The organism is Enterobacter cloacae complex sp. XAL002 (assembly GCF_049236805.1).
Lineage (GTDB): Bacteria > Pseudomonadota > Gammaproteobacteria > Enterobacterales > Enterobacteriaceae > Enterobacter > Enterobacter intestinihominis.
In genome coordinates, this window is the sequence record NZ_JBMKJN010000004.1 from 148,584 (window position 1) to 168,237 (window position 19,654).

A 19,654-nucleotide genomic window follows, 5' to 3' on the forward strand; every position below is an offset into this window, starting at 1 on the left:
GCGACGCATGAAAGCAGCGGCAAAAACGCTAAAACCAAAACGCCAGGAAGAACAGGCCAACTTTATCAGTTGGCGTTTTGCGTTGCTTTGCGGCTGCATTTTACTGGCGCTGGGTTTCCTGCTGGGACGCGTGGCGTGGCTACAAATCATCGCGCCTGACATGCTGGTGCGTCAGGGGGATATGCGTTCTCTGCGCGTGCAGGAAGTTTCTACTTCTCGTGGGATGATCACCGACCGCTCCGGCCGCCCGCTGGCGGTGAGCGTACCGGTGAAGGCGATCTGGGCCGATCCTAAAGAGCTGCATGACGCAGGCGGGATCACCCTTGATAACCGCTGGAAGGCGCTCTCAGACGCGTTGAAAATGCCGCTGGATCAGCTGGCGTCACGCGTTAACGCCAACCCGAAAGGGCGCTTCATCTATCTTGCCCGTCAGGTGAACCCTGATATGGCTGACTACATTAAAAAACTCAAGCTGCCCGGCATTCATCTGCGGGAAGAATCCCGCCGTTATTATCCTTCCGGCGAAGTCACCGCGCACCTGATTGGCTTCACCAACGTGGATAGCCAGGGGATTGAAGGCGTTGAAAAAAGCTTCGACAAGTGGCTTACCGGCCAGCCTGGCGAGCGAATCGTGCGTAAAGACCGCTATGGTCGCGTCATTGAAGATATTTCCTCGACAGACAGCCAGGCCGCGCACAACCTGGCCCTGAGTATTGATGAGCGCTTGCAGGCGCTAGTCTATCGTGAGCTGAACAACGCCGTCGCGTTTAACAAGGCGGAATCGGGCAGTGCCGTGCTGGTGGATGTGGCGACAGGTGAAGTGCTGGCGATGGCCAGTAGTCCCTCATACAACCCGAATAATTTTGCCGGTACAGCAAAAGATGCGATGCGTAACCGCTCCATCACCGATGTGTTTGAACCCGGTTCAACCGTAAAACCTATGGTGGTGATGACGGCTCTACAGCGAGGCATCGTCAACGAAAATACCGTTCTGAATACGATCCCTTATCGAATTAACGGCCACGAAATAAAAGACGTGGCACGTTACAGCGAACTGACCCTGACCGGGGTCTTACAGAAGTCGAGTAACGTCGGTGTGTCAAAACTGGCGTTAGCGATGCCGTCCTCAGCGTTAGTAGATACTTACTCACGTTTTGGGCTGGGAAAGGCGACCAATTTGGGGTTGGTCGGAGAACGCAGTGGCTTATATCCTCAAAAACAACGGTGGTCTGACATAGAGAGGGCCACCTTCTCTTTCGGCTACGGGCTAATGGTAACTCCCTTACAGTTAGCGCGAGTCTACGCAACGATTGGCAGCTATGGCATTTATCGCCCGCTGTCGATCACCAAAGTTGATCCACCGGTTCCGGGGGAACGTGTTTTCCCGGAATCTATCGTTCGTACCGTCGTACATATGATGGAAAGCGTCGCGCTGCCCGGTGGTGGTGGCGTGAAGGCTGCGATTAAGGGCTATCGTATCGCCATCAAAACCGGTACAGCGAAAAAAGTGGGGCCGGACGGCCGCTATATCAACAAATACATTGCCTATACCGCAGGCGTAGCGCCTGCAAGCAATCCGCGTTTTGCGCTGGTGGTCGTCATCAACGATCCGCAGGCGGGTAAATACTACGGCGGCGCCGTCTCCGCGCCTGTGTTCGGGGCTATTATGGGCGGCGTGTTGCGCACCATGAACATTGAACCGGATGCGCTGGCGACGGGCGAAAAAAGTGAATTTGTAATTAATCAAGGCGAGGGAACAGGTGGCAGATCGTAATTTGCGCGACCTTCTTGCTCCGTGGGTGCCTATGCTACCTGCGCGAGCACTGCGAGAGATGGTACTGGACAGCCGCGTAGCGGCTTCTGGCGATCTTTTTGTGGCAGTGGTAGGTCATCAGGCGGACGGGCGTCGTTATATCCCGCAGGCGATTGCGCAAGGTGTTGCTGCCATTATTGCTGAGGCCAAAGATGAGGCAACAGACGGTGAGATCCGTGAAATGCACGGCGTGCCGGTCATCTATCTCAGCCAGCTGAATGAGCGTCTCTCCGCGCTGGCAGGACGTTTTTACAACGAACCTTCCGACCAGTTAAAGCTTGTTGGCGTGACAGGAACCAACGGAAAAACCACCACCACTCAGCTGATGGCGCAATGGGCTCAGCTGCTGGGTGAAACCGGTGCCGTCATGGGCACGGTGGGGAACGGTATTCTGGGCAAAGTAAGCCCGACGGAAAACACTACAGGCTCGGCGGTTGACGTGCAGCGTGTGCTGGCAGGCCTTGCAGAGCAGGGGGCGACCTTCGCGGCGATGGAAGTCTCCTCCCATGGTCTGGTACAACATCGCGTGGCGGCACTGAAATTTGCCGCCTCTGTCTTTACTAACCTGAGCCGCGATCACCTTGATTATCATGGTGATATGGAGCACTACGAAGCGGCGAAATGGCTGCTTTATTCCACTCACCACCACGGGCAGGCGATCATTAACGCCGACGACGAAGTCGGTCGCCGCTGGCTGGAAAAACTGCCAGATGCGGTGGCGGTGTCGATGGGAGATCGCATTAATCCGAACTGTCGTGGCCGCTGGCTGAAGGCAGTCGAAGTGAACTACCACGATAGCGGGGCGACGATCCGCTTTGCTTCCACCTGGGGCGAAGGTGAAATTGAAAGCCGCCTGATGGGGGCTTTCAACGTCAGTAACCTGCTGCTGGCGCTGGCGACGCTGCTGGCGCTGGGTTACCCGATGGTGGATCTGCTGAAAACGGCTGAGCGTTTGCAACCGGTCTGTGGCCGCATGGAAGTGTTCAGTGCGCCGGGCAAGCCGACGGTGGTCGTGGATTACGCCCATACGCCGGATGCGCTGGAAAAAGCGCTGGAAGCGGCGCGTCTGCACTGCGCAGGCAAGCTCTGGTGCGTGTTTGGCTGCGGTGGCGATCGCGACAAGGGTAAACGTCCGCTGATGGGCGCCATCGCTGAGCAGTTCGCGGATATTCCCGTGGTGACCGATGACAACCCGCGTACCGAAGAGCCGAGGGCCATTATCAACGACATTCTGGCGGGCATGCTGGATGCGGGTCGTGCGCGCGTGGTCGAAGGCCGTGCGGAGGCCGTGACTAACGCCATTATGCAGGCGCAGGAGAATGATGTGGTTCTGCTGGCCGGTAAAGGTCATGAAGATTATCAGATCGTCGGCAATCGTCGTCTGGATTACTCCGACCGCGTGACGGCAGCGCGTCTGCTGGGAGTGGTGGCATGATTAGCATTACGTTAAGCCAGGCCGCTGCGGTATTGCAGGGGATGCTGCATGGTCAGGATCTGACCATCGAGGCTGTGACCACCGACACCCGTAAGGTGACGGCGGGCTGCCTGTTTGTGGCGCTGAAGGGGGAACGTTTTGACGCCCACGATTTTGCGCAACAGGCTAAAGATAACGGCGCGGGTGCGCTGCTGGTCAACCGTAAGCTCGATATCGATTTGCCGCAGATTGTGGTGAAAGATACGCGCCTGGCCTTTGGTGAGCTGGCGGCATGGGTTCGCCAGCAGGTGCCAACACGCGTCGTGGCGCTGACGGGCTCGTCGGGCAAAACCTCCGTTAAAGAGATGACGGCGGCGATCCTTAGCCAGTGCGGAAACACGCTTTATACGGCGGGCAACCTTAATAATGACATCGGTGTACCGATGACGCTGCTGCGCCTGACCCACGAGCATGAATATGCGGTGATTGAGTTAGGGGCTAACCATCAAGGCGAAATCGCCTGGACCGTGAGCCTGACGCGTCCGGAAGCGGCGCTGGTGAATAACCTGGCGGCGGCACATCTTGAAGGTTTTGGTTCGCTGGCCGGTGTGGCGAAAGCGAAAGGTGAAATTTATACCGGCCTGCCGGATGACGGCATTGCCATTATGAATGCCGATAACAATGACTGGCTGAACTGGCAGAGCATCATTGGTTCACGCAAAACCTGGCGCTTCTCCCCGAATGCGGCAAACAGTGATTTTTCGGCGACCAACATTCATGTGACGTCCCACGGCACCGAGTTCACCCTCACGACCCCAACGGGCGACATCGACGTGCTGCTGCCGTTGCCGGGTCGTCATAACATCGCCAATGCGCTTGCTGCGGCAGCGCTCTCAATGGCGGTAGGGGCCTCACACGCTGCGATAAAAACTGGTCTGGCGAATTTAAAAGCCGTGCCGGGGCGTCTGTTCCCAATCCAGCTGGCTGAAAACAAACTCCTGCTGGATGACTCCTACAACGCTAACGTCGGCTCCATGACGGCGGCCGTGCAGGTCTTGTCTGAGATGCCGGGCTATCGCGTGATGGTTGTTGGCGATATGGCCGAGCTGGGTGATGAAAGCGAAGCCTGCCACGTACAGGTTGGCGAAGCGGCGAAAGCTGCCGGGCTTGACCGCGTACTGAGCGCAGGCACGCTGAGCAAGGCCATTTCCGATGCCAGTGAAGTTGGCGAACATTTTGCCGATAAATCTGCACTGATCGAACGCCTGAAGGCATTGATTACAGAAAAACAGATTGTGACTGTTTTAGTTAAAGGTTCACGTAGTGCCGCCATGGAAGAGGTTGTGCACGCATTACAGGAGAACGGGACATGTTAGTTTGGCTGGCCGAACATTTGGTCAAATATTATTCAGGCTTTAACGTCTTTTCCTATCTGACGTTTCGCGCCATCGTCAGCCTGCTGACTGCGCTGTTCATCTCGTTGTGGATGGGCCCGCGCATGATTGCCCGTCTGCAAAAACTCTCTTTCGGCCAGGTCGTGCGTAACGACGGCCCGGAATCGCATTTCAGCAAGCGCGGTACGCCGACCATGGGCGGGATCATGATCCTGACCGCGATTGTGGTGTCCGTTCTGCTGTGGGCTTATCCGTCTAACCCCTACGTCTGGTGCGTGCTGACCGTTCTGGTTGGCTACGGGATCATCGGTTTTGTTGATGACTACCGCAAAGTCGTACGCAAAGACACCAAAGGTTTGATCGCCCGCTGGAAGTATTTCTGGATGTCGGTAATTGCGCTGGGTGTGGCCTTCGCGCTTTACCTGGCAGGAAAAGACACCCCGGCCACCGAGCTGGTGGTGCCGTTCTTCAAAGACGTGATGCCGCAGCTGGGGCTGTTCTACATTCTGCTGGCTTACTTTGTGATCGTCGGCACCGGCAACGCCGTCAACCTGACCGATGGTCTGGACGGCCTGGCCATCATGCCAACCGTGTTTGTCGCGGGCGGTTTCGCGCTGGTGGCGTGGGCGACCGGTAACATGAACTTTGCAAACTACCTGCACATCCCGTACCTGCGACACGCTGGTGAGCTGGTGATCGTCTGTACGGCGATAGTCGGCGCGGGGCTGGGCTTCCTGTGGTTCAACACCTATCCGGCGCAGGTCTTTATGGGCGACGTCGGTTCACTGGCACTGGGCGGCGCGCTGGGCATTATCGCCGTGCTGCTGCGTCAGGAGTTCCTGCTGGTGATTATGGGCGGTGTGTTTGTGGTTGAGACCCTGTCGGTGATTTTGCAGGTCGGTTCCTTCAAGCTGCGCGGCCAGCGCATCTTCCGTATGGCACCGATTCACCACCACTATGAACTGAAAGGCTGGCCGGAGCCGCGCGTCATTGTGCGCTTCTGGATTATTTCGCTGATGCTGGTGCTGATTGGCCTGGCAACGCTGAAGGTACGTTAATCATGGCAGATTACCAGGGCAAAAAAGTCGTTATCATCGGGTTGGGCCTTACCGGCCTCTCCTGCGTGGACTTTTTCCTTGCGCGTGGCGTGACGCCGCGCGTGATGGATACGCGCGTCTCTCCGCCGGGTCTGGACAAGCTGCCGGAGCAGGTTGAACGCCACCTGGGTGGTCTGAATGATGAGTGGCTGCTGGTCGCCGATCTGATTGTTGCCAGCCCGGGCATGGCGCTGGCGCATCCTTCGCTGAGTGCCGCGGCGGATGCAGGCGTTGAGATTGTTGGCGATATCGAACTGTTCTGCCGGGAGGCGCAGGCCCCGATCGTTGCCATTACCGGTTCAAACGGTAAAAGCACCGTCACCACCCTGGTGGGTGAGATGGCGAAAGCGGCGGGCAAAAATGTCGGCGTGGGCGGTAATATTGGCCTGCCCGCGTTGATGCTGCTCGATAAAGGGTGTGAGCTGTTTGTACTTGAGCTTTCCAGCTTCCAGCTGGAAACCACTTCAAGCCTGCATGCGGCGGCAGCGACGATCCTTAATGTCACCGAAGATCATATGGACAGATACCCGTTCGGCTTGCAGCAGTACCGCGCGGCCAAGCTGCGTGTCTATGAAAATGCCAAAGTCTGCGTGGTGAATGCCGATGATGCACTCACCATGCCGGTGCGTGGCGCAGACGATCGCTGCATTAGCTTCGGTATTAACATGGGTGACTATCACCTTAACCGCCAGCAGGGCGAAACCTGGCTGCGGGTGAAAGGTGAGAAGGTGCTGAACGTGAAAGAGATGATGCTCTCCGGCCAGCATAACTACACCAACGCGCTGGCGGCGCTGGCGCTAGCGGATGCCGTTGGCCTGCCGCGATCTTCAAGCCTGAAGGCGCTGACCACCTTTACCGGCCTGGCTCACCGTTTTCAGCTGGCGCTGGAACACAACGGCGTACGCTGGATTAACGATTCCAAAGCGACCAATGTGGGTAGCACCGAGGCGGCATTGAACGGTCTGCACGTTGAAGGCACACTGCATCTGCTGCTGGGCGGCGACGGTAAATCAGCCGATTTCTCCTCGCTGAAGCAGTACCTCAACGGTGATAACGTGCGCCTTTATTGCTTTGGCCGCGATGGCAGCGAGCTTGCGGCGTTGCGTCCTGAGGTCGCCGAACAAACCGAGACCATGGAACAGGCGATGCGCCTTATCGCCCCCCGCGTGAAGCCCGGCGATATGGTGCTGCTCTCGCCAGCCTGTGCCAGCCTCGATCAATTTAAGAATTTCGAACAGCGGGGCGATGTCTTTACCCGCCTGGCGAAGGAGTTAGGCTGATGCGTTTATCTCTCCCTCGCCTGAAAATGCCGCGTCTGCCAGGGTTTGGTATCCTGGTATGGCTGTTTACGGCGCTGAAAGGCTGGGTGATGGCTTCACGGGATAAAGATTCCGACAGCCTGATTATGTACGACCGCACGCTGTTCTGGCTCACGCTGGGGCTGGCTGCGACCGGCTTTATTATGGTCACCTCGGCGTCGATGCCTGTCGGACAGCGTCTGGCAAACGATCCGTTCCTGTTTGCCAAGCGTGACGGGCTGTACATCATTCTCGCGTTCTGCCTGGCGATGATCACCTTACGCCTGCCGATGTCGTTCTGGCAGCGGCACAGTACGGCCATGCTTATCGCCTCAATCATCATGCTGTTGATCGTTCTGGTCGTCGGGAGCTCCGTTAACGGGGCATCACGCTGGATCGCCTTTGGTCCGCTGCGTATTCAGCCTGCAGAGTTCACCAAGCTTTCGTTGTTCTGCTACCTGGCAAACTACCTGGTGCGTAAAGTCGACGAAGTTCGTAACAACCTGCGCGGCTTCTTAAAACCGATGGGCGTGATTCTGGTGCTTGCGATCCTGCTGCTGGCGCAGCCCGACCTCGGTACGGTAGTCGTACTGTTTGTCACTACGCTGGCGATGCTGTTCCTGGCGGGAGCAAAACTGTGGCAGTTCATTGCCATCATCGGGATGGGGATTTCGGCGGTGGTGCTGCTGATCCTCGCCGAACCATACCGTATCCGCCGTGTGACCTCGTTCTGGAACCCATGGGAAGATCCGTTCGGCAGCGGTTATCAGCTGACACAGTCGCTGATGGCGTTTGGCCGCGGCGAAGTCTGGGGCCAAGGCCTGGGCAACTCGGTGCAAAAACTGGAGTATTTACCGGAGGCGCATACCGACTTTATCTTCTCCATTATTGGGGAAGAACTGGGTTATATCGGTGTGGTATTGGCGCTATTAATGGTATTCTTCGTCGCTTTCCGCGCCATGTCGATTGGCCGTAAAGCGCTGGAGATCGATCACCGCTTCTCCGGTTTCCTGGCCTGCTCAATTGGTATCTGGTTTAGCTTCCAGGCACTGGTAAACGTTGGGGCCGCAGCGGGTATGCTGCCGACCAAAGGTCTGACGTTGCCGTTGATCAGTTATGGTGGTTCGAGTCTGTTGATCATGTCGACGGCCATCATGTTTTTGTTACGCATAGATTATGAAACGCGTCTGGAGAAAGCTCAGGCGTTTACACGAGGTTCACGATGAATCAACCGAAGCGGTTAATGGTGATGGCAGGCGGGACCGGCGGACACGTGTTCCCGGGACTGGCGGTTGCGCACCATTTAATGGAACAAGGCTGGCAGGTACGCTGGCTGGGAACCGCAGACCGCATGGAAGCCGACCTTGTACCTAAACACGGTATCGAGATCGACTTTATTCGTATTTCTGGCCTTCGTGGCAAAGGGAGCAAGGCGCTGCTGCTGGCGCCGGTGCGCATTTTCAATGCCTGGCGTCAGGCGCGCGACATTATGAAGCGCTTTAAGCCTGACGTCGTTCTGGGCATGGGCGGCTACGTTTCCGGTCCTGGCGGACTGGCGGCGTGGTCACTGGGCATCCCTGTTGTTCTGCATGAACAGAACGGTATTGCCGGGTTGACCAACAAATGGCTGGCAAAAATCGCCACCAAAGTTATGCAGGCCTTCCCCGGGGCATTCCCGAAAGCGGATGTCGTAGGGAATCCGGTGCGTGTGGACGTGCTGGCGCTGCCGCTGCCAGATACGCGTCTGGCGGGTCGCGAAGGGCCGGTGCGCGTGCTGGTTGTCGGCGGTTCCCAGGGCGCACGTATTTTAAACCAGACGATGCCACAGGTTGCGGCAAAACTGGGTGATGCGGTGACAATCTGGCACCAGAGCGGGAAGGGCGCTCAGCAGAGCGTTGAGCAGGCTTACGCGCAGGAAGGTCAGCCGCAGCATAAAGTGACTGAATTTATTGATGATATGGCCGCAGCCTATGCCTGGGCCGATGTCGTGGTCTGTCGCTCGGGCGCGCTGACGGTGAGCGAAATCGCCGCCGCCGGTTTGCCGGCGCTGTTTGTGCCGTTCCAGCACAAAGACCGACAGCAGTACTGGAATGCGCTGCCGCTTGAGAAAGCGGGTGCCGCGAAGATTTTTGAGCAGCCACAATTTACCGCTGATGCGGTCGCCACTACCCTGGCGGGCTGGAACCGGGATGTATTACTGGAGATGGCGCAACGCGCACGCGCGACCGCTATCCCGGATGCAACGGAACGGGTGGCAAAAGAAGTGAGCCTGGCAGCCCAGGCATAATTCTCGCAGCGCGTGTTGCGCTGCACGATTTTTTTGAAGTAGTCGATGGCGTTTAGAGAATGAATACACAACAACTGGCAAAACTGCGTTCTATCGTGCCCGAGATGCGTCGCGTCCGGCACATTCACTTTGTCGGCATCGGTGGTGCTGGCATGGGCGGTATTGCCGAAGTGTTAGCTAACGAAGGCTATCAGATCAGCGGGTCTGACCTGGCGCCAAACCCTGTTACGCAGCAGCTGGCGTCGCTGGGGGCGACTATCTATTTCAATCATCGCCCGGAAAACGTGAGCGATGCGAGCGTGGTTGTAGTGTCCAGCGCGATCTCCGCGGATAACCCGGAAATCGTTGCGGCGCATGAGGCGCGCATTCCGGTGATCCGTCGCGCGGAAATGCTGGCGGAACTGATGCGTTTCCGTCACGGCATTGCGGTGGCCGGTACGCACGGTAAAACCACAACAACAGCGATGGTCTCCAGCATTTATGCGGAAGCGGGTCTCGACCCAACGTTCGTTAACGGTGGTCTGGTGAAAGCCGCTGGCGTGCATGCGCGTCTGGGCCACAGCCGTTATCTGATTGCGGAAGCGGATGAAAGCGACGCGTCGTTCCTGCATTTGCAGCCGATGGTGGCTATCGTCACCAATATCGAAGCTGACCATATGGATACCTACCAGGGCGACTTCGAGAACTTAAAGCAGAACTTTATTAATTTCCTGCACAACCTGCCGTTCTATGGCCGTGCGGTGATGTGCGTGGACGACCCGGTGATCCGCGAGCTGCTGCCGCGCGTCGGGCGTCAAATTACCACCTACGGCTTCAGCGAAGACGCTGATGTACGCGTGGAAGATTATAAGCAGATTGGTGCGCAGGGGCATTTCACCCTGGCACGCCAGGATAAAGAGCTCCTGCATGTCACCCTGAACGCGCCGGGACGTCACAATGCCCTGAATGCGGCGGCGGCGGTGGCTGTTGCAACGGAAGAAGGCATTGATGATGAGGCGATCCTGCGCGCGCTGGAAAGCTTCCAGGGAACGGGCCGTCGCTTCGACTTCCTGGGTGAGTTCCCACTGGAGCCAGTAAACGGTAAGCCAGGTTCTGCGATGCTGGTCGATGACTACGGTCACCATCCGACGGAGGTGGACGCAACCATCAAAGCGGCACGCGCGGGTTGGCCGGAAAAGAATCTGGTCATGATCTTCCAGCCGCACCGTTACACACGTACCCGCGATCTGTATGACGATTTTGCCAACGTCCTTTCGCAGGTCGATACCCTGCTGATGCTGGATGTTTATGCCGCGGGCGAAGCGCCGATTCCGGGCGCGGACAGTCGGTCTTTATGTCGTACCATCCGCGGACGCGGTAAAGTGGACCCTATCCTGGTCCCCGACCCGGTGCAGGTAGCTGAAATGCTTGCCCCGGTCCTGACGGGTAACGATCTGATCCTGATTCAGGGTGCGGGAAATATCGGCAAAATCGCCCGTACCTTAGCTGAAATCAAACTGAAGCCGCAAACTCAGGAGGACGAGCGTCATGGCTGATAAGATTGCTGTCCTGTTTGGCGGCACTTCCGCCGAACGCGAGGTTTCTCTGAATTCGGGCGCTGCCGTGCTGGCGGGCCTGCGTGAAGGTGGCGTGGACGCGCATCCGGTTGATCCGAAAGAGGTGGACGTTACGCAGCTGAAAGCGATGGGCTTCGATAAAGCCTTTATCGCGTTGCATGGCCGCGGCGGTGAAGACGGCACGTTGCAGGGGCTGCTGGAGCTGATCGGTATGCCGTACACCGGCAGTGGCGTGATGGCATCCGCTATCTCCATGGATAAACTGCGCAGTAAACTGCTGTGGCAGGGGGCGGGTCTGCCCGTTGCGCCATGGGTTGCACTGACGCGCCGTGAATTTGAATTGGGCTTGTCGGACAGCGTTAATACACGCATTGCGGCACTGGGCTTACCGGTTATTGTGAAGCCTGGCCGTGAAGGGTCGAGCGTGGGAATGTCCAAAGTTGATAAAGCTGTAGATTTGGCTGACGCTTTAGCTCTGGCATTTCAACATGATGAAGAAGTTCTGATTGAAAAATGGCTTAGCGGGCCGGAATTTACCGTCGCGATGCTTGGTGAAGAAATTTTACCGTCAATTCGCATCCAACCCGCCGGAGTCTTCTATGATTATGAGGCGAAGTATCTCTCTGATGAGACGCAATATTTCTGCCCAGCTGGTCTTGAAGCACAACGTGAAGCGGAATTACAGTCTCTGGTGCTTAAAGCCTGGAATGTTTTGGGATGCCGAGGCTGGGGACGAATTGATGTGATGCTTGACGGTGACGGGCAATTTTATCTGCTGGAAGCAAACACGTCTCCGGGTATGACCAGCCATAGCCTTGTGCCGATGGCGGCGCGTCAGGCGGGAATGAGCTTCTCGCAATTAGTCGTACGTATTCTGGACCAGGCGGGCTGATATGTCTCAGGCTGCGTTGAACACGCGCAACCGCGATGACGAAGAAGAATATTCTTCTTCGCGCCGGAGTAATGGAACGCGTCTTGCAGGGATTATCTTCCTGCTCGGGGTGCTGTGCACCGTGTTTATCAGCGGCTGGATGGTGCTGGGCTGGATGGAAGACGCACAGCGGTTGCCGCTGTCGAAGCTGGTAGTGACCGGAGAGCGTCACTACACGCGTAACGATGACATTCGCCAGTCAATTCTGGCGCTGGGGTCGCCTGGCACCTTTATGACGCAGGACGTCAACATTATCCAGAGCCAGATTGAACGTCTGCCGTGGATAAAACAGGCGAGTGTCAGAAAGCAATGGCCTGATGAATTGAAGATTCATCTGGTTGAATATGTGCCGATTGCGCGTTGGAATGATCAGCATATGGTTGACGTAGACGGAAATTCGTTCAGCGTCCCGAGCGATCGTGTCAACAAGCAGAATTTACCGATGTTGTATGGCCCGGAAGGCAGCGAAAACGAAGTATTGCAGGGTTTTCGTGAGATGGGGCAGGTGCTGGCTAAGGATCGCTTTACGTTAAAAGATGCTGCGATGACGGCGCGCCGTTCCTGGCAGCTGACCTTAACGAATGGCATTAAGCTCAATCTTGGCCGCGGCGACACAATGAAACGTCTGGCGCGTTTTGTAGAACTTTACCCGGTTTTACAGCAGCAGGCGCAGACGGATGGCAAACGGATAAGCTACGTTGATTTGCGCTATGACTCAGGCGCAGCAGTCGGTTGGGAGCCGGCTCCGGTCGAGGAACCTAATCAGCAACAAAATCAGGCACAGGTACAGGCAGAACAACAATGATCAAGTCGACGGACAGAAAATTGGTAGTAGGACTGGAGATTGGCACCGCGAAGGTTGCCGCTTTGGTAGGGGAAGTTCTGCCCGACGGTATGGTCAATATCATTGGCGTGGGCAGCTGCCCTTCCCGTGGTATGGATAAAGGTGGGGTAAACGACCTTGAGTCGGTGGTGAAATGCGTTCAGCGCGCCATCGACCAGGCTGAATTGATGGCAGATTGCCAGATTTCCTCTGTCTATCTGGCTCTTTCTGGTAAGCACATCAGCTGCCAGAATGAAATCGGTATGGTGCCGATTTCTGAAGAAGAAGTGACGCAGGAAGACGTTGAGAACGTTGTCCACACGGCGAAATCCGTGCGTGTTCGCGACGAGCACCGTGTGCTGCATGTGATCCCGCAAGAATACGCGATCGACTACCAGGAAGGTATCAAGAATCCGGTCGGTCTGTCGGGCGTACGTATGCAGGCAAAAGTGCACCTGATCACATGTCACAACGATATGGCGAAGAACATTGTAAAAGCCGTTGAACGTTGTGGCCTGAAAGTTGACCAACTAATTTTCGCCGGACTTGCCGCGAGCTATTCCGTGCTGACCGAAGACGAACGTGAACTGGGCGTCTGTGTGGTCGATATTGGTGGTGGTACAATGGACATGGCTGTCTATACCGGCGGTGCGTTGCGCCACACCAAAGTGATCCCGTACGCCGGGAATGTGGTGACCAGCGATATCGCTTACGCCTTTGGTACGCCACCGAGCGATGCAGAGGCGATTAAAGTGCGCCACGGTTGCGCGCTGGGCTCTATCGTCGGCAAAGACGAGAGCGTTGAAGTGCCGAGCGTAGGCGGTCGACCGCCGCGCAGCCTGCAACGCCAGACGCTGGCAGAGGTAATTGAGCCGCGTTATACCGAGCTGCTCAACCTGGTCAACGAAGAGATTTTGCAGTTACAGGAACAGCTTCGCCAGCAGGGTGTGAAACATCATCTCGCAGCGGGGATTGTATTAACCGGCGGGGCAGCGCAAATTGAAGGTCTTGCGGCCTGCGCTCAGCGCGTGTTCCATACGCAGGTGCGTATTGGTGCGCCGCTGAATATCACCGGTTTAACGGATTATGCTCAGGAGCCGTACTATTCAACGGCGGTGGGCCTGCTGCACTACGGGAAAGAATCCCATTTAAGTGGTGAGGCAGAGGTGGAAAAACGCGTCTCGGTGGGGTCGTGGGTCAAACGACTTAACACCTGGTTGCGAAAAGAATTTTAATTTTTTAAGAGACCGGAGAGAATTAGCGGTCTCGGGCGACAGGCACAACGGAGAGAGAGATTATGTTTGAACCTATGGAATTAACCAACGACGCGGTGATTAAAGTCATCGGCGTCGGTGGCGGCGGCGGTAACGCCGTAGAGCACATGGTGCGCGAGCGCATCGAAGGTGTTGAATTCTTCGCGGTGAACACCGATGCGCAGGCGCTGCGTAAAACGGCTGTTGGCCAGACGATTCAGATCGGTGGTGGCATCACCAAAGGTCTGGGAGCAGGGGCTAACCCGGAAGTGGGCCGCAACGCGGCTGAAGAAGATCGTGAAGCGCTGCGCGCTGCACTGGACGGTGCAGACATGGTCTTCATCGCAGCGGGTATGGGCGGCGGTACAGGTACCGGTGCAGCACCCGTTGTAGCGGAAGTCGCTAAAGATTTAGGTATTCTGACCGTTGCTGTCGTGACCAAGCCTTTCAACTTCGAAGGTAAGAAGCGTATGGCTTTCGCGGAGCAGGGTATCACCGAGCTGTCCAAGCACGTGGACTCTCTGATTACCATCCCGAACGACAAGCTGCTGAAAGTGCTGGGTCGCGGTATCTCTCTGCTGGACGCCTTTGGCGCGGCAAACGACGTGCTGAAAGGCGCGGTTCAGGGTATTGCTGAACTGATTACCCGTCCTGGCCTGATGAACGTTGACTTTGCAGACGTTCGCACCGTGATGTCCGAGATGGGCTACGCGATGATGGGCTCTGGCGTGGCGAGCGGTGAAGACCGTGCGGAAGAAGCCGCTGAAATGGCGATCTCTTCTCCACTGCTGGAAGATATCGATCTGTCTGGCGCGCGCGGCGTGCTGGTCAACATTACCGCTGGCTTTGACCTGCGTCTGGATGAGTTCGAAACCGTGGGTAACACCATCCGTGCATTCGCCTCTGACAACGCGACCGTTGTTATCGGTACGTCCCTTGACCCGGAAATGAACGACGAACTGCGTGTGACTGTTGTGGCCACCGGTATCGGTATGGACAAGCGTCCTGAGATCACCCTCGTGACCAACAAACAGACTCAGCAGCCGGTGATGGATCGTTACCAGCAGCACGGTATGTCGCCTCTGACTCAGGAGCAAAAACCGGCTGCGAAAGTGGTGAACGACCCGACTCCACAAACGGCAAAAGAGCCAGATTATCTGGATATCCCGGCGTTCCTGCGTAAGCAAGCTGACTAAGAATTGGCTGGAATTTGGGGATTTGCGCTCTTTGTGCTAAACTGGCCCACCGTTAGTGATATACACTCTCGGTTGGATAGTTAATTTGGCGAGATTATACGATGATCAAACAAAGGACACTTAAACGTATCGTTCAGGCGACGGGTGTCGGTTTACATACCGGCAAGAAAGTCACACTGACGTTACGCCCTGCGCCGGCCAATACCGGGGTCATCTATCGTCGCACCGACTTGAATCCACCGGTAGATTTTCCGGCCGATGCCAAATCTGTGCGTGATACTATGCTCTGTACTTGTCTGGTGAACGAGCATGACGTGCGGATTTCTACCGTAGAGCACCTGAACGCCGCCCTGGCGGGTCTGGGTATCGACAACATTATGGTTGAAGTCGATGCGCCAGAAATCCCGATCATGGACGGGAGTGCTGCTCCGTTCGTTTATTTGTTGCTGGATGCCGGCATCGAAGAACTGAACTGCGCGAAGAAATTTGTTCGCATTAAAGAGACCGTTCGCGTCGAAGATGGCGACAAATGGGCTGAATTCAAACCGTACAATGGTTTCTCGTTGGACTTCACCATCGATTTTAACCATCCGGCGATTGACTCCAGCACCCAGCGCTATGCGATGAACTTCTCTGCGGATGCGTTCATGCGTCAGATCAGCCGAGCACGTACCTTCGGCTTTATGCGTGATATCGAATATCTGCAATCCCGCGGCCTGTGCCTGGGCGGCAGCTTCGATTGTGCCATCGTTGTTGACGATTATCGCGTACTGAACGAAGATGGCCTGCGTTTTGAAGATGAATTTGTCCGTCACAAAATGCTGGACGCGATCGGCGACCTCTTCATGTGTGGTCACAACATCATTGGTGCCTTTACCGCGTTTAAATCCGGTCATGCACTGAACAACAAACTGTTGCAGGCCGTCCTGGCAAAACAGGAAGCCTGGGAATATGTGACCTTCGAAGACGAAGCTGAACTGCCGCTGGCGTTCAAAGCCCCGACTATGGTCCTGGCGTAACGGTTAAAGCCGTTTCGTAAGAAAAGCGACTGGTTCACCTGGTACTCTCTCCGACCAGGGAAGCCAGTCGTTTTTATTTCTGCCCTTTCTGGATTTGTCTCTCTCACCCCTGGCCTGTGTTGGGTGCCAAATAACTGTGTGTTCGCTGCATTAATGACCGTTTTTACCTGCTGCAAGGTGTCATTCCTGCTGTCGTGTATTGGCTTTAGTGGTAATATCTGGGCGCTAAAAAAGAATAACTGAACTCAGCCTGCACTGGCGGGCGAACGTGGTGGAGCAAGTGAGCGGAATACTGACGCGCTGGCGACAATTTGGCAGACGTTACTTCTGGCCGCATCTCTTATTGGGGATGGTCGCGGCGAGTCTCGGCTTGCCTGTGCTCAGCAACAGCGCAGACGCGGCAACCCCAGCACGTTCCACGACGACCAAACACGATCTCACCACGCGGGTTAACTTCACTAATCTCGCATGGCTTGAAGCCAACCGTCGTCCCAATTTCTCCGTTGATTACTGGCAGCAACACGCGATTCGCACGGTTATTCGCCATCTGTCGTTCGCGATGGCGCCGCAGACGATGCCTGTTGCTGAAGAAACGCTGCCGGTCCAGGCTCAGCACCTTGCTCTGCTCGATACGCTCAATGCGCTTCTGACGCAGGACAACCAGCCGCCTGTGACCGTGAGTCAGACGGCGCAAACTGCTTTTGTTTCCCCCGCATCCTTCTCTGTTTCGACCTGGATTAGCCAGGTTCACGGCATCCGTGCCGGGCCTCAACGCCTCAGCTAAATTAACCCTTTTTCAATACCTTAATTTATCTGCCCGACTGGGGCGTTTGAGAATTTATTATGCTAATCAAATTGTTAACCAAAGTTTTTGGTAGTCGTAACGATCGTACCCTGCGCCGCATGCGCAAAGCTGTGAACGTCATCAACGGTATGGAACCGGCGATGGAGAAGCTCTCTGATGATGAACTGAAAGCAAAAACCGCGGAGTTCCGTGCGCGTCTGGAGAAAGGCGAAACCTTAGAAAGCCTGATCCCGGAAGCCTTTGCCGTAGTACGTGAGGCCAGTAAACGCGTGTTCGGCATGCGTCACTTCGACGTGCAGCTGCTGGGCGGGATGGTGCTCAACGAGCGCTGCATCGCGGAAATGCGTACCGGTGAAGGTAAAACCCTGACTGCAACGCTGCCGGCTTACCTGAATGCGCTGACGGGTAAGGGCGTTCACGTTGTTACCGTCAACGACTATCTGGCGCAACGCGACGCCGAAAATAACCGTCCACTGTTCGAATTCCTCGGCATGACCGTGGGCATTAACATGTCCGGCCTGCCGGCACCTGCGAAGCGTGAAGCGTATAACGCGGACATCACCTACGGCACCAACAACGAATACGGCTTCGACTACCTGCGTGACAACATGGCGTTCAGCCCTGAAGAGCGCGTCCAGCGTAAACTGCACTATGCGCTGGTGGATGAGGTTGACTCCATTCTGATCGATGAAGCGCGTACCCCGCTGATCATCTCCGGCCCGGCCGAAGACAGCTCCGAGATGTACCGTAAAGTCGACAAAATCATTCCACACCTGCTGCGTCAGGAGAAAGAAGACTCCGATACTTTCCAGGGTGAAGGTCACTTCTCCGTGGATGAAAAAGCGCGTCAGGTCAACCTGACCGAACGCGGCCTGGTGAAAATCGAAGAGCTGCTGGTGGCTGAAGGCATTATGGAAGAGGGCGAGTCTCTGTACTCCCCGAGCAACATCATGCTGATGCACCACGTAACGGCTGCACTGCGCGCGCACGCCCTGTTCACCCGCGACGTTGACTATATCGTTAAAGACGGTGAAGTCATCATCGTCGATGAACACACCGGTCGTACCATGCAGGGACGTCGCTGGTCCGATGGTCTGCACCAGGCCGTGGAAGCGAAAGAAGGCGTGGATATTCAGAACGAAAACCAGACGCTGGCGTCTATCACCTTCCAGAACTACTTCCGTCTGTACGAGAAGCTGGCGGGGATGACCGGTACCGCAGATACCGAAGCGTTTGAGTTTAGCTCCATCTATAAGCTGGATACCGTGGTAGTACCAACCAACCGTCCAATGATCCGTAAGGATATGCCGGACCTGGTGTACATGACCGAAGCGGAAAAAATCCAGGCGATCATCGAAGATATTCGCGATCGTACCGCGAAGGGCCAGCCGGTTCTGGTGGGGACCATCTCCATCGAGAAATCTGAAGTGGTGTCTAACGAGCTGACCAAGGCGGGCATCAAGCACAACGTGCTGAACGCCAAGTTCCACGCTAAAGAAGCAGATATCGTTGCGCAGGCGGGTTACCCGGCTGCCGTAACCATCGCTACCAACATGGCGGGTCGTGGTACCGATATTATGCTCGGCGGTAGCTGGCAGGCCGAAGTGGCCGAGCTGGAAAACCCAACCCCGGAGCAAATCGCGCAGATCAAAGCCGACTGGCAGGTGCGTCACGACGCGGTGCTGGCATCCGGTGGTCTGCACATCATTGGTACCGAGCGTCATGAATCTCGTCGTATCGATAACCAGCTGCGCGGTCGTGCGGGCCGTCAGGGTGATGCCGGTTCTTCCCGTTTCTATCTGTCTATGGAAGATGCGCTGATGCGTATTTTCGCCTCTGACCGTGTGTCCGGCATGATGCGTAAACTGGGCATGAAACCAGGCGAAGCGATCGAGCACCCGTGGGTTACCAAAGCGATTGCCAACGCCCAGCGTAAAGTAGAAAGCCGCAACTTCGATATTCGTAAGCAGCTGCTGGAATATGATGACGTTGCCAACGACCAGCGTCGTGCAATCTATACCCAGCGTAACGAACTGCTGGACGTGTCCGACGTGAGCGAAACCATCAACAGCATTCGCGAAGATGTGTTCAAAGCCACTATCGACGCGCACATTCCACCGCAGTCTCTGGAAGAGATGTGGGATATCGAAGGCCTGCAGGAACGTCTGAAAAACGACTTCGACCTCGAACTGCCAATCAAAGAGTGGCTGGACAAAGAGCCTGAGCTGCACGAAGAGACCCTGCGCGAGCGTATCTACGAAACCGCGCTGGACGTCTATAAGCGTAAGGAAGAAGTGGTTGGCGCTGAGATGATGCGTCACTTCGAGAAAGGCGTAATGTTGCAGACCCTGGACTCCCTGTGGAAAGAGCACCTGGCGGCGATGGACTACCTGCGTCAGGGTATCCACCTGCGTGGTTATGCGCAGAAAGATCCGAAGCAGGAGTACAAGCGTGAATCCTTCTCCATGTTTGCTGCCATGCTGGAGTCGCTGAAGTATGAAGTCATCAGTACCCTGAGCAAAGTTCAGGTGCGTATGCCGGAAGAAGTGGAAGCGATGGAGCAGCAGCGTCGTGAAGAAGCTGAGCGTCTGGCACAGATGCAGCAGCTGAGCCATCAGACCGATGAGAGCGAAGCCGCAGCGGCAATCGCAGCGCAGACGGGCGATCGTAAAGTCGGTCGTAACGATCCGTGCCCATGCGGTTCCGGCAAAAAATACAAGGCGTGCCACGGCCGCCTGAGCTAAGAACATAACAAACCGAAAAGGCGC

At 56.1% G+C, this 19,654-nt stretch carries 15 protein-coding genes; all 15 read left to right on the top strand.

The annotated features are described in order from the left end of the window. Positions 1 to 7 precede the first annotated feature (7 nt). The gene (gene ftsI, locus ACOT0L_RS05295; RefSeq protein ID WP_022647040.1) at positions 8 to 1,774 is read left to right on the top strand and encodes a peptidoglycan glycosyltransferase FtsI; all 1,767 of its coding nucleotides are present in this window, start codon (positions 8 to 10) and stop codon (positions 1,772 to 1,774) included. After that, complete coding sequence (gene murE / locus ACOT0L_RS05300; RefSeq protein WP_126502818.1) at positions 1,761 to 3,248, top strand: UDP-N-acetylmuramoyl-L-alanyl-D-glutamate--2,6-diaminopimelate ligase; 1,488 nt, start codon at positions 1,761 to 1,763, stop codon at positions 3,246 to 3,248. Before ftsI ends, murE begins: the two co-directional genes overlap by 14 nt. Further along, entirely contained in the window at positions 3,245 to 4,603 is a 1,359-nt protein-coding gene (gene murF, locus ACOT0L_RS05305) for a UDP-N-acetylmuramoyl-tripeptide--D-alanyl-D-alanine ligase (RefSeq protein WP_046619895.1), read from the top strand. The genes murE and murF overlap by 4 nt, the downstream gene beginning before the upstream one ends. Further along, positions 4,597 to 5,679, top strand: a complete 1,083-nt coding sequence (mraY, locus tag ACOT0L_RS05310) for a phospho-N-acetylmuramoyl-pentapeptide-transferase (protein ID WP_003856353.1) — start codon at positions 4,597 to 4,599, stop codon at positions 5,677 to 5,679. Before murF ends, mraY begins: the two co-directional genes overlap by 7 nt. Positions 5,680 to 5,681: 2 nt before the next feature. Next, positions 5,682 to 6,998, top strand: a complete 1,317-nt coding sequence (murD, locus tag ACOT0L_RS05315) for a UDP-N-acetylmuramoyl-L-alanine--D-glutamate ligase (RefSeq protein ID WP_023299321.1) — start codon at positions 5,682 to 5,684, stop codon at positions 6,996 to 6,998. Then, positions 6,998 to 8,242, top strand: coding sequence for a cell division protein FtsW (gene ftsW / locus ACOT0L_RS05320; RefSeq protein ID WP_022647044.1), 1,245 nt, complete (start codon positions 6,998 to 7,000; stop codon positions 8,240 to 8,242). The genes murD and ftsW overlap by 1 nt, the downstream gene beginning before the upstream one ends. Then, the gene (gene murG, locus ACOT0L_RS05325; RefSeq protein ID WP_063200352.1) at positions 8,239 to 9,303 is read left to right on the top strand and encodes an undecaprenyldiphospho-muramoylpentapeptide beta-N-acetylglucosaminyltransferase; all 1,065 of its coding nucleotides are present in this window, start codon (positions 8,239 to 8,241) and stop codon (positions 9,301 to 9,303) included. The genes ftsW and murG overlap by 4 nt, the downstream gene beginning before the upstream one ends. 59 nt (positions 9,304 to 9,362) lie before the next feature. Next, positions 9,363 to 10,838 (top strand): UDP-N-acetylmuramate--L-alanine ligase, encoded by a 1,476-nt coding sequence (murC, locus tag ACOT0L_RS05330; RefSeq protein WP_126502817.1) that lies wholly within the window; start codon positions 9,363 to 9,365, stop codon positions 10,836 to 10,838. Beyond that, positions 10,831 to 11,751, top strand: a complete 921-nt coding sequence (locus ACOT0L_RS05335) for a D-alanine--D-alanine ligase (protein WP_126502816.1) — start codon at positions 10,831 to 10,833, stop codon at positions 11,749 to 11,751. Before murC ends, ACOT0L_RS05335 begins: the two co-directional genes overlap by 8 nt. A 1-nt stretch (position 11,752) precedes the next feature. Further along, entirely contained in the window at positions 11,753 to 12,595 is an 843-nt protein-coding gene (gene ftsQ / locus ACOT0L_RS05340; RefSeq protein WP_003856342.1) for a cell division protein FtsQ, read from the top strand. After that, positions 12,592 to 13,848 (top strand): cell division protein FtsA, encoded by a 1,257-nt coding sequence (gene ftsA, locus ACOT0L_RS05345; RefSeq protein WP_003856340.1) that lies wholly within the window; start codon positions 12,592 to 12,594, stop codon positions 13,846 to 13,848. The genes ftsQ and ftsA overlap by 4 nt, the downstream gene beginning before the upstream one ends. A gap of 62 nt (positions 13,849 to 13,910) precedes the next feature. Further along, positions 13,911 to 15,062: a cell division protein FtsZ gene (gene ftsZ / locus ACOT0L_RS05350; RefSeq protein WP_022647048.1), complete on the top strand. Its 1,152-nt coding sequence runs from the start codon at positions 13,911 to 13,913 to the stop codon at positions 15,060 to 15,062. Positions 15,063 to 15,163: 101 nt separating this feature from the next. After that, a complete protein-coding gene (gene lpxC, locus ACOT0L_RS05355; RefSeq protein WP_003856337.1) occupies positions 15,164 to 16,081 on the top strand; it encodes a UDP-3-O-acyl-N-acetylglucosamine deacetylase in 918 nt (305 codons plus the stop codon). A 280-nt stretch (positions 16,082 to 16,361) separates the two neighbouring features. Then, entirely contained in the window at positions 16,362 to 16,865 is a 504-nt protein-coding gene (gene secM / locus ACOT0L_RS05360) for a secA translation cis-regulator SecM (protein WP_032621757.1), read from the top strand. Positions 16,866 to 16,924: 59 nt separating this feature from the next. Further along, entirely contained in the window at positions 16,925 to 19,630 is a 2,706-nt protein-coding gene (gene secA / locus ACOT0L_RS05365) for a preprotein translocase subunit SecA (protein WP_022647050.1), read from the top strand. The last annotated feature ends 24 nt before the right edge of the window (positions 19,631 to 19,654 follow it).

What these genes read in the sequence shown, in the direction of transcription:
- ftsI (WP_022647040.1), top strand. Translation starts at nt 8, where the DNA reads ATGAAAGCAGCGGCAAAAACGCTAAAACCAAAACGCCAGGAAGAACAG.
- murF (WP_046619895.1), top strand. Translation starts at nt 3,245, where the DNA reads ATGATTAGCATTACGTTAAGCCAGGCCGCTGCGGTATTGCAGGGGATG.
- mraY (WP_003856353.1), top strand. Translation starts at nt 4,597, where the DNA reads ATGTTAGTTTGGCTGGCCGAACATTTGGTCAAATATTATTCAGGCTTT.
- murD (WP_023299321.1), top strand. Translation starts at nt 5,682, where the DNA reads ATGGCAGATTACCAGGGCAAAAAAGTCGTTATCATCGGGTTGGGCCTT.
- ftsW (WP_022647044.1), top strand. Translation starts at nt 6,998, where the DNA reads ATGCGTTTATCTCTCCCTCGCCTGAAAATGCCGCGTCTGCCAGGGTTT.
- murG (WP_063200352.1), top strand. Translation starts at nt 8,239, where the DNA reads ATGAATCAACCGAAGCGGTTAATGGTGATGGCAGGCGGGACCGGCGGA.
- murC (WP_126502817.1), top strand. Translation starts at nt 9,363, where the DNA reads ATGAATACACAACAACTGGCAAAACTGCGTTCTATCGTGCCCGAGATG.
- ACOT0L_RS05335 (WP_126502816.1), top strand. Translation starts at nt 10,831, where the DNA reads ATGGCTGATAAGATTGCTGTCCTGTTTGGCGGCACTTCCGCCGAACGC.
- ftsQ (WP_003856342.1), top strand. Translation starts at nt 11,753, where the DNA reads ATGTCTCAGGCTGCGTTGAACACGCGCAACCGCGATGACGAAGAAGAA.
- ftsA (WP_003856340.1), top strand. Translation starts at nt 12,592, where the DNA reads ATGATCAAGTCGACGGACAGAAAATTGGTAGTAGGACTGGAGATTGGC.
- ftsZ (WP_022647048.1), top strand. Translation starts at nt 13,911, where the DNA reads ATGTTTGAACCTATGGAATTAACCAACGACGCGGTGATTAAAGTCATC.
- lpxC (WP_003856337.1), top strand. Translation starts at nt 15,164, where the DNA reads ATGATCAAACAAAGGACACTTAAACGTATCGTTCAGGCGACGGGTGTC.
- secA (WP_022647050.1), top strand. Translation starts at nt 16,925, where the DNA reads ATGCTAATCAAATTGTTAACCAAAGTTTTTGGTAGTCGTAACGATCGT.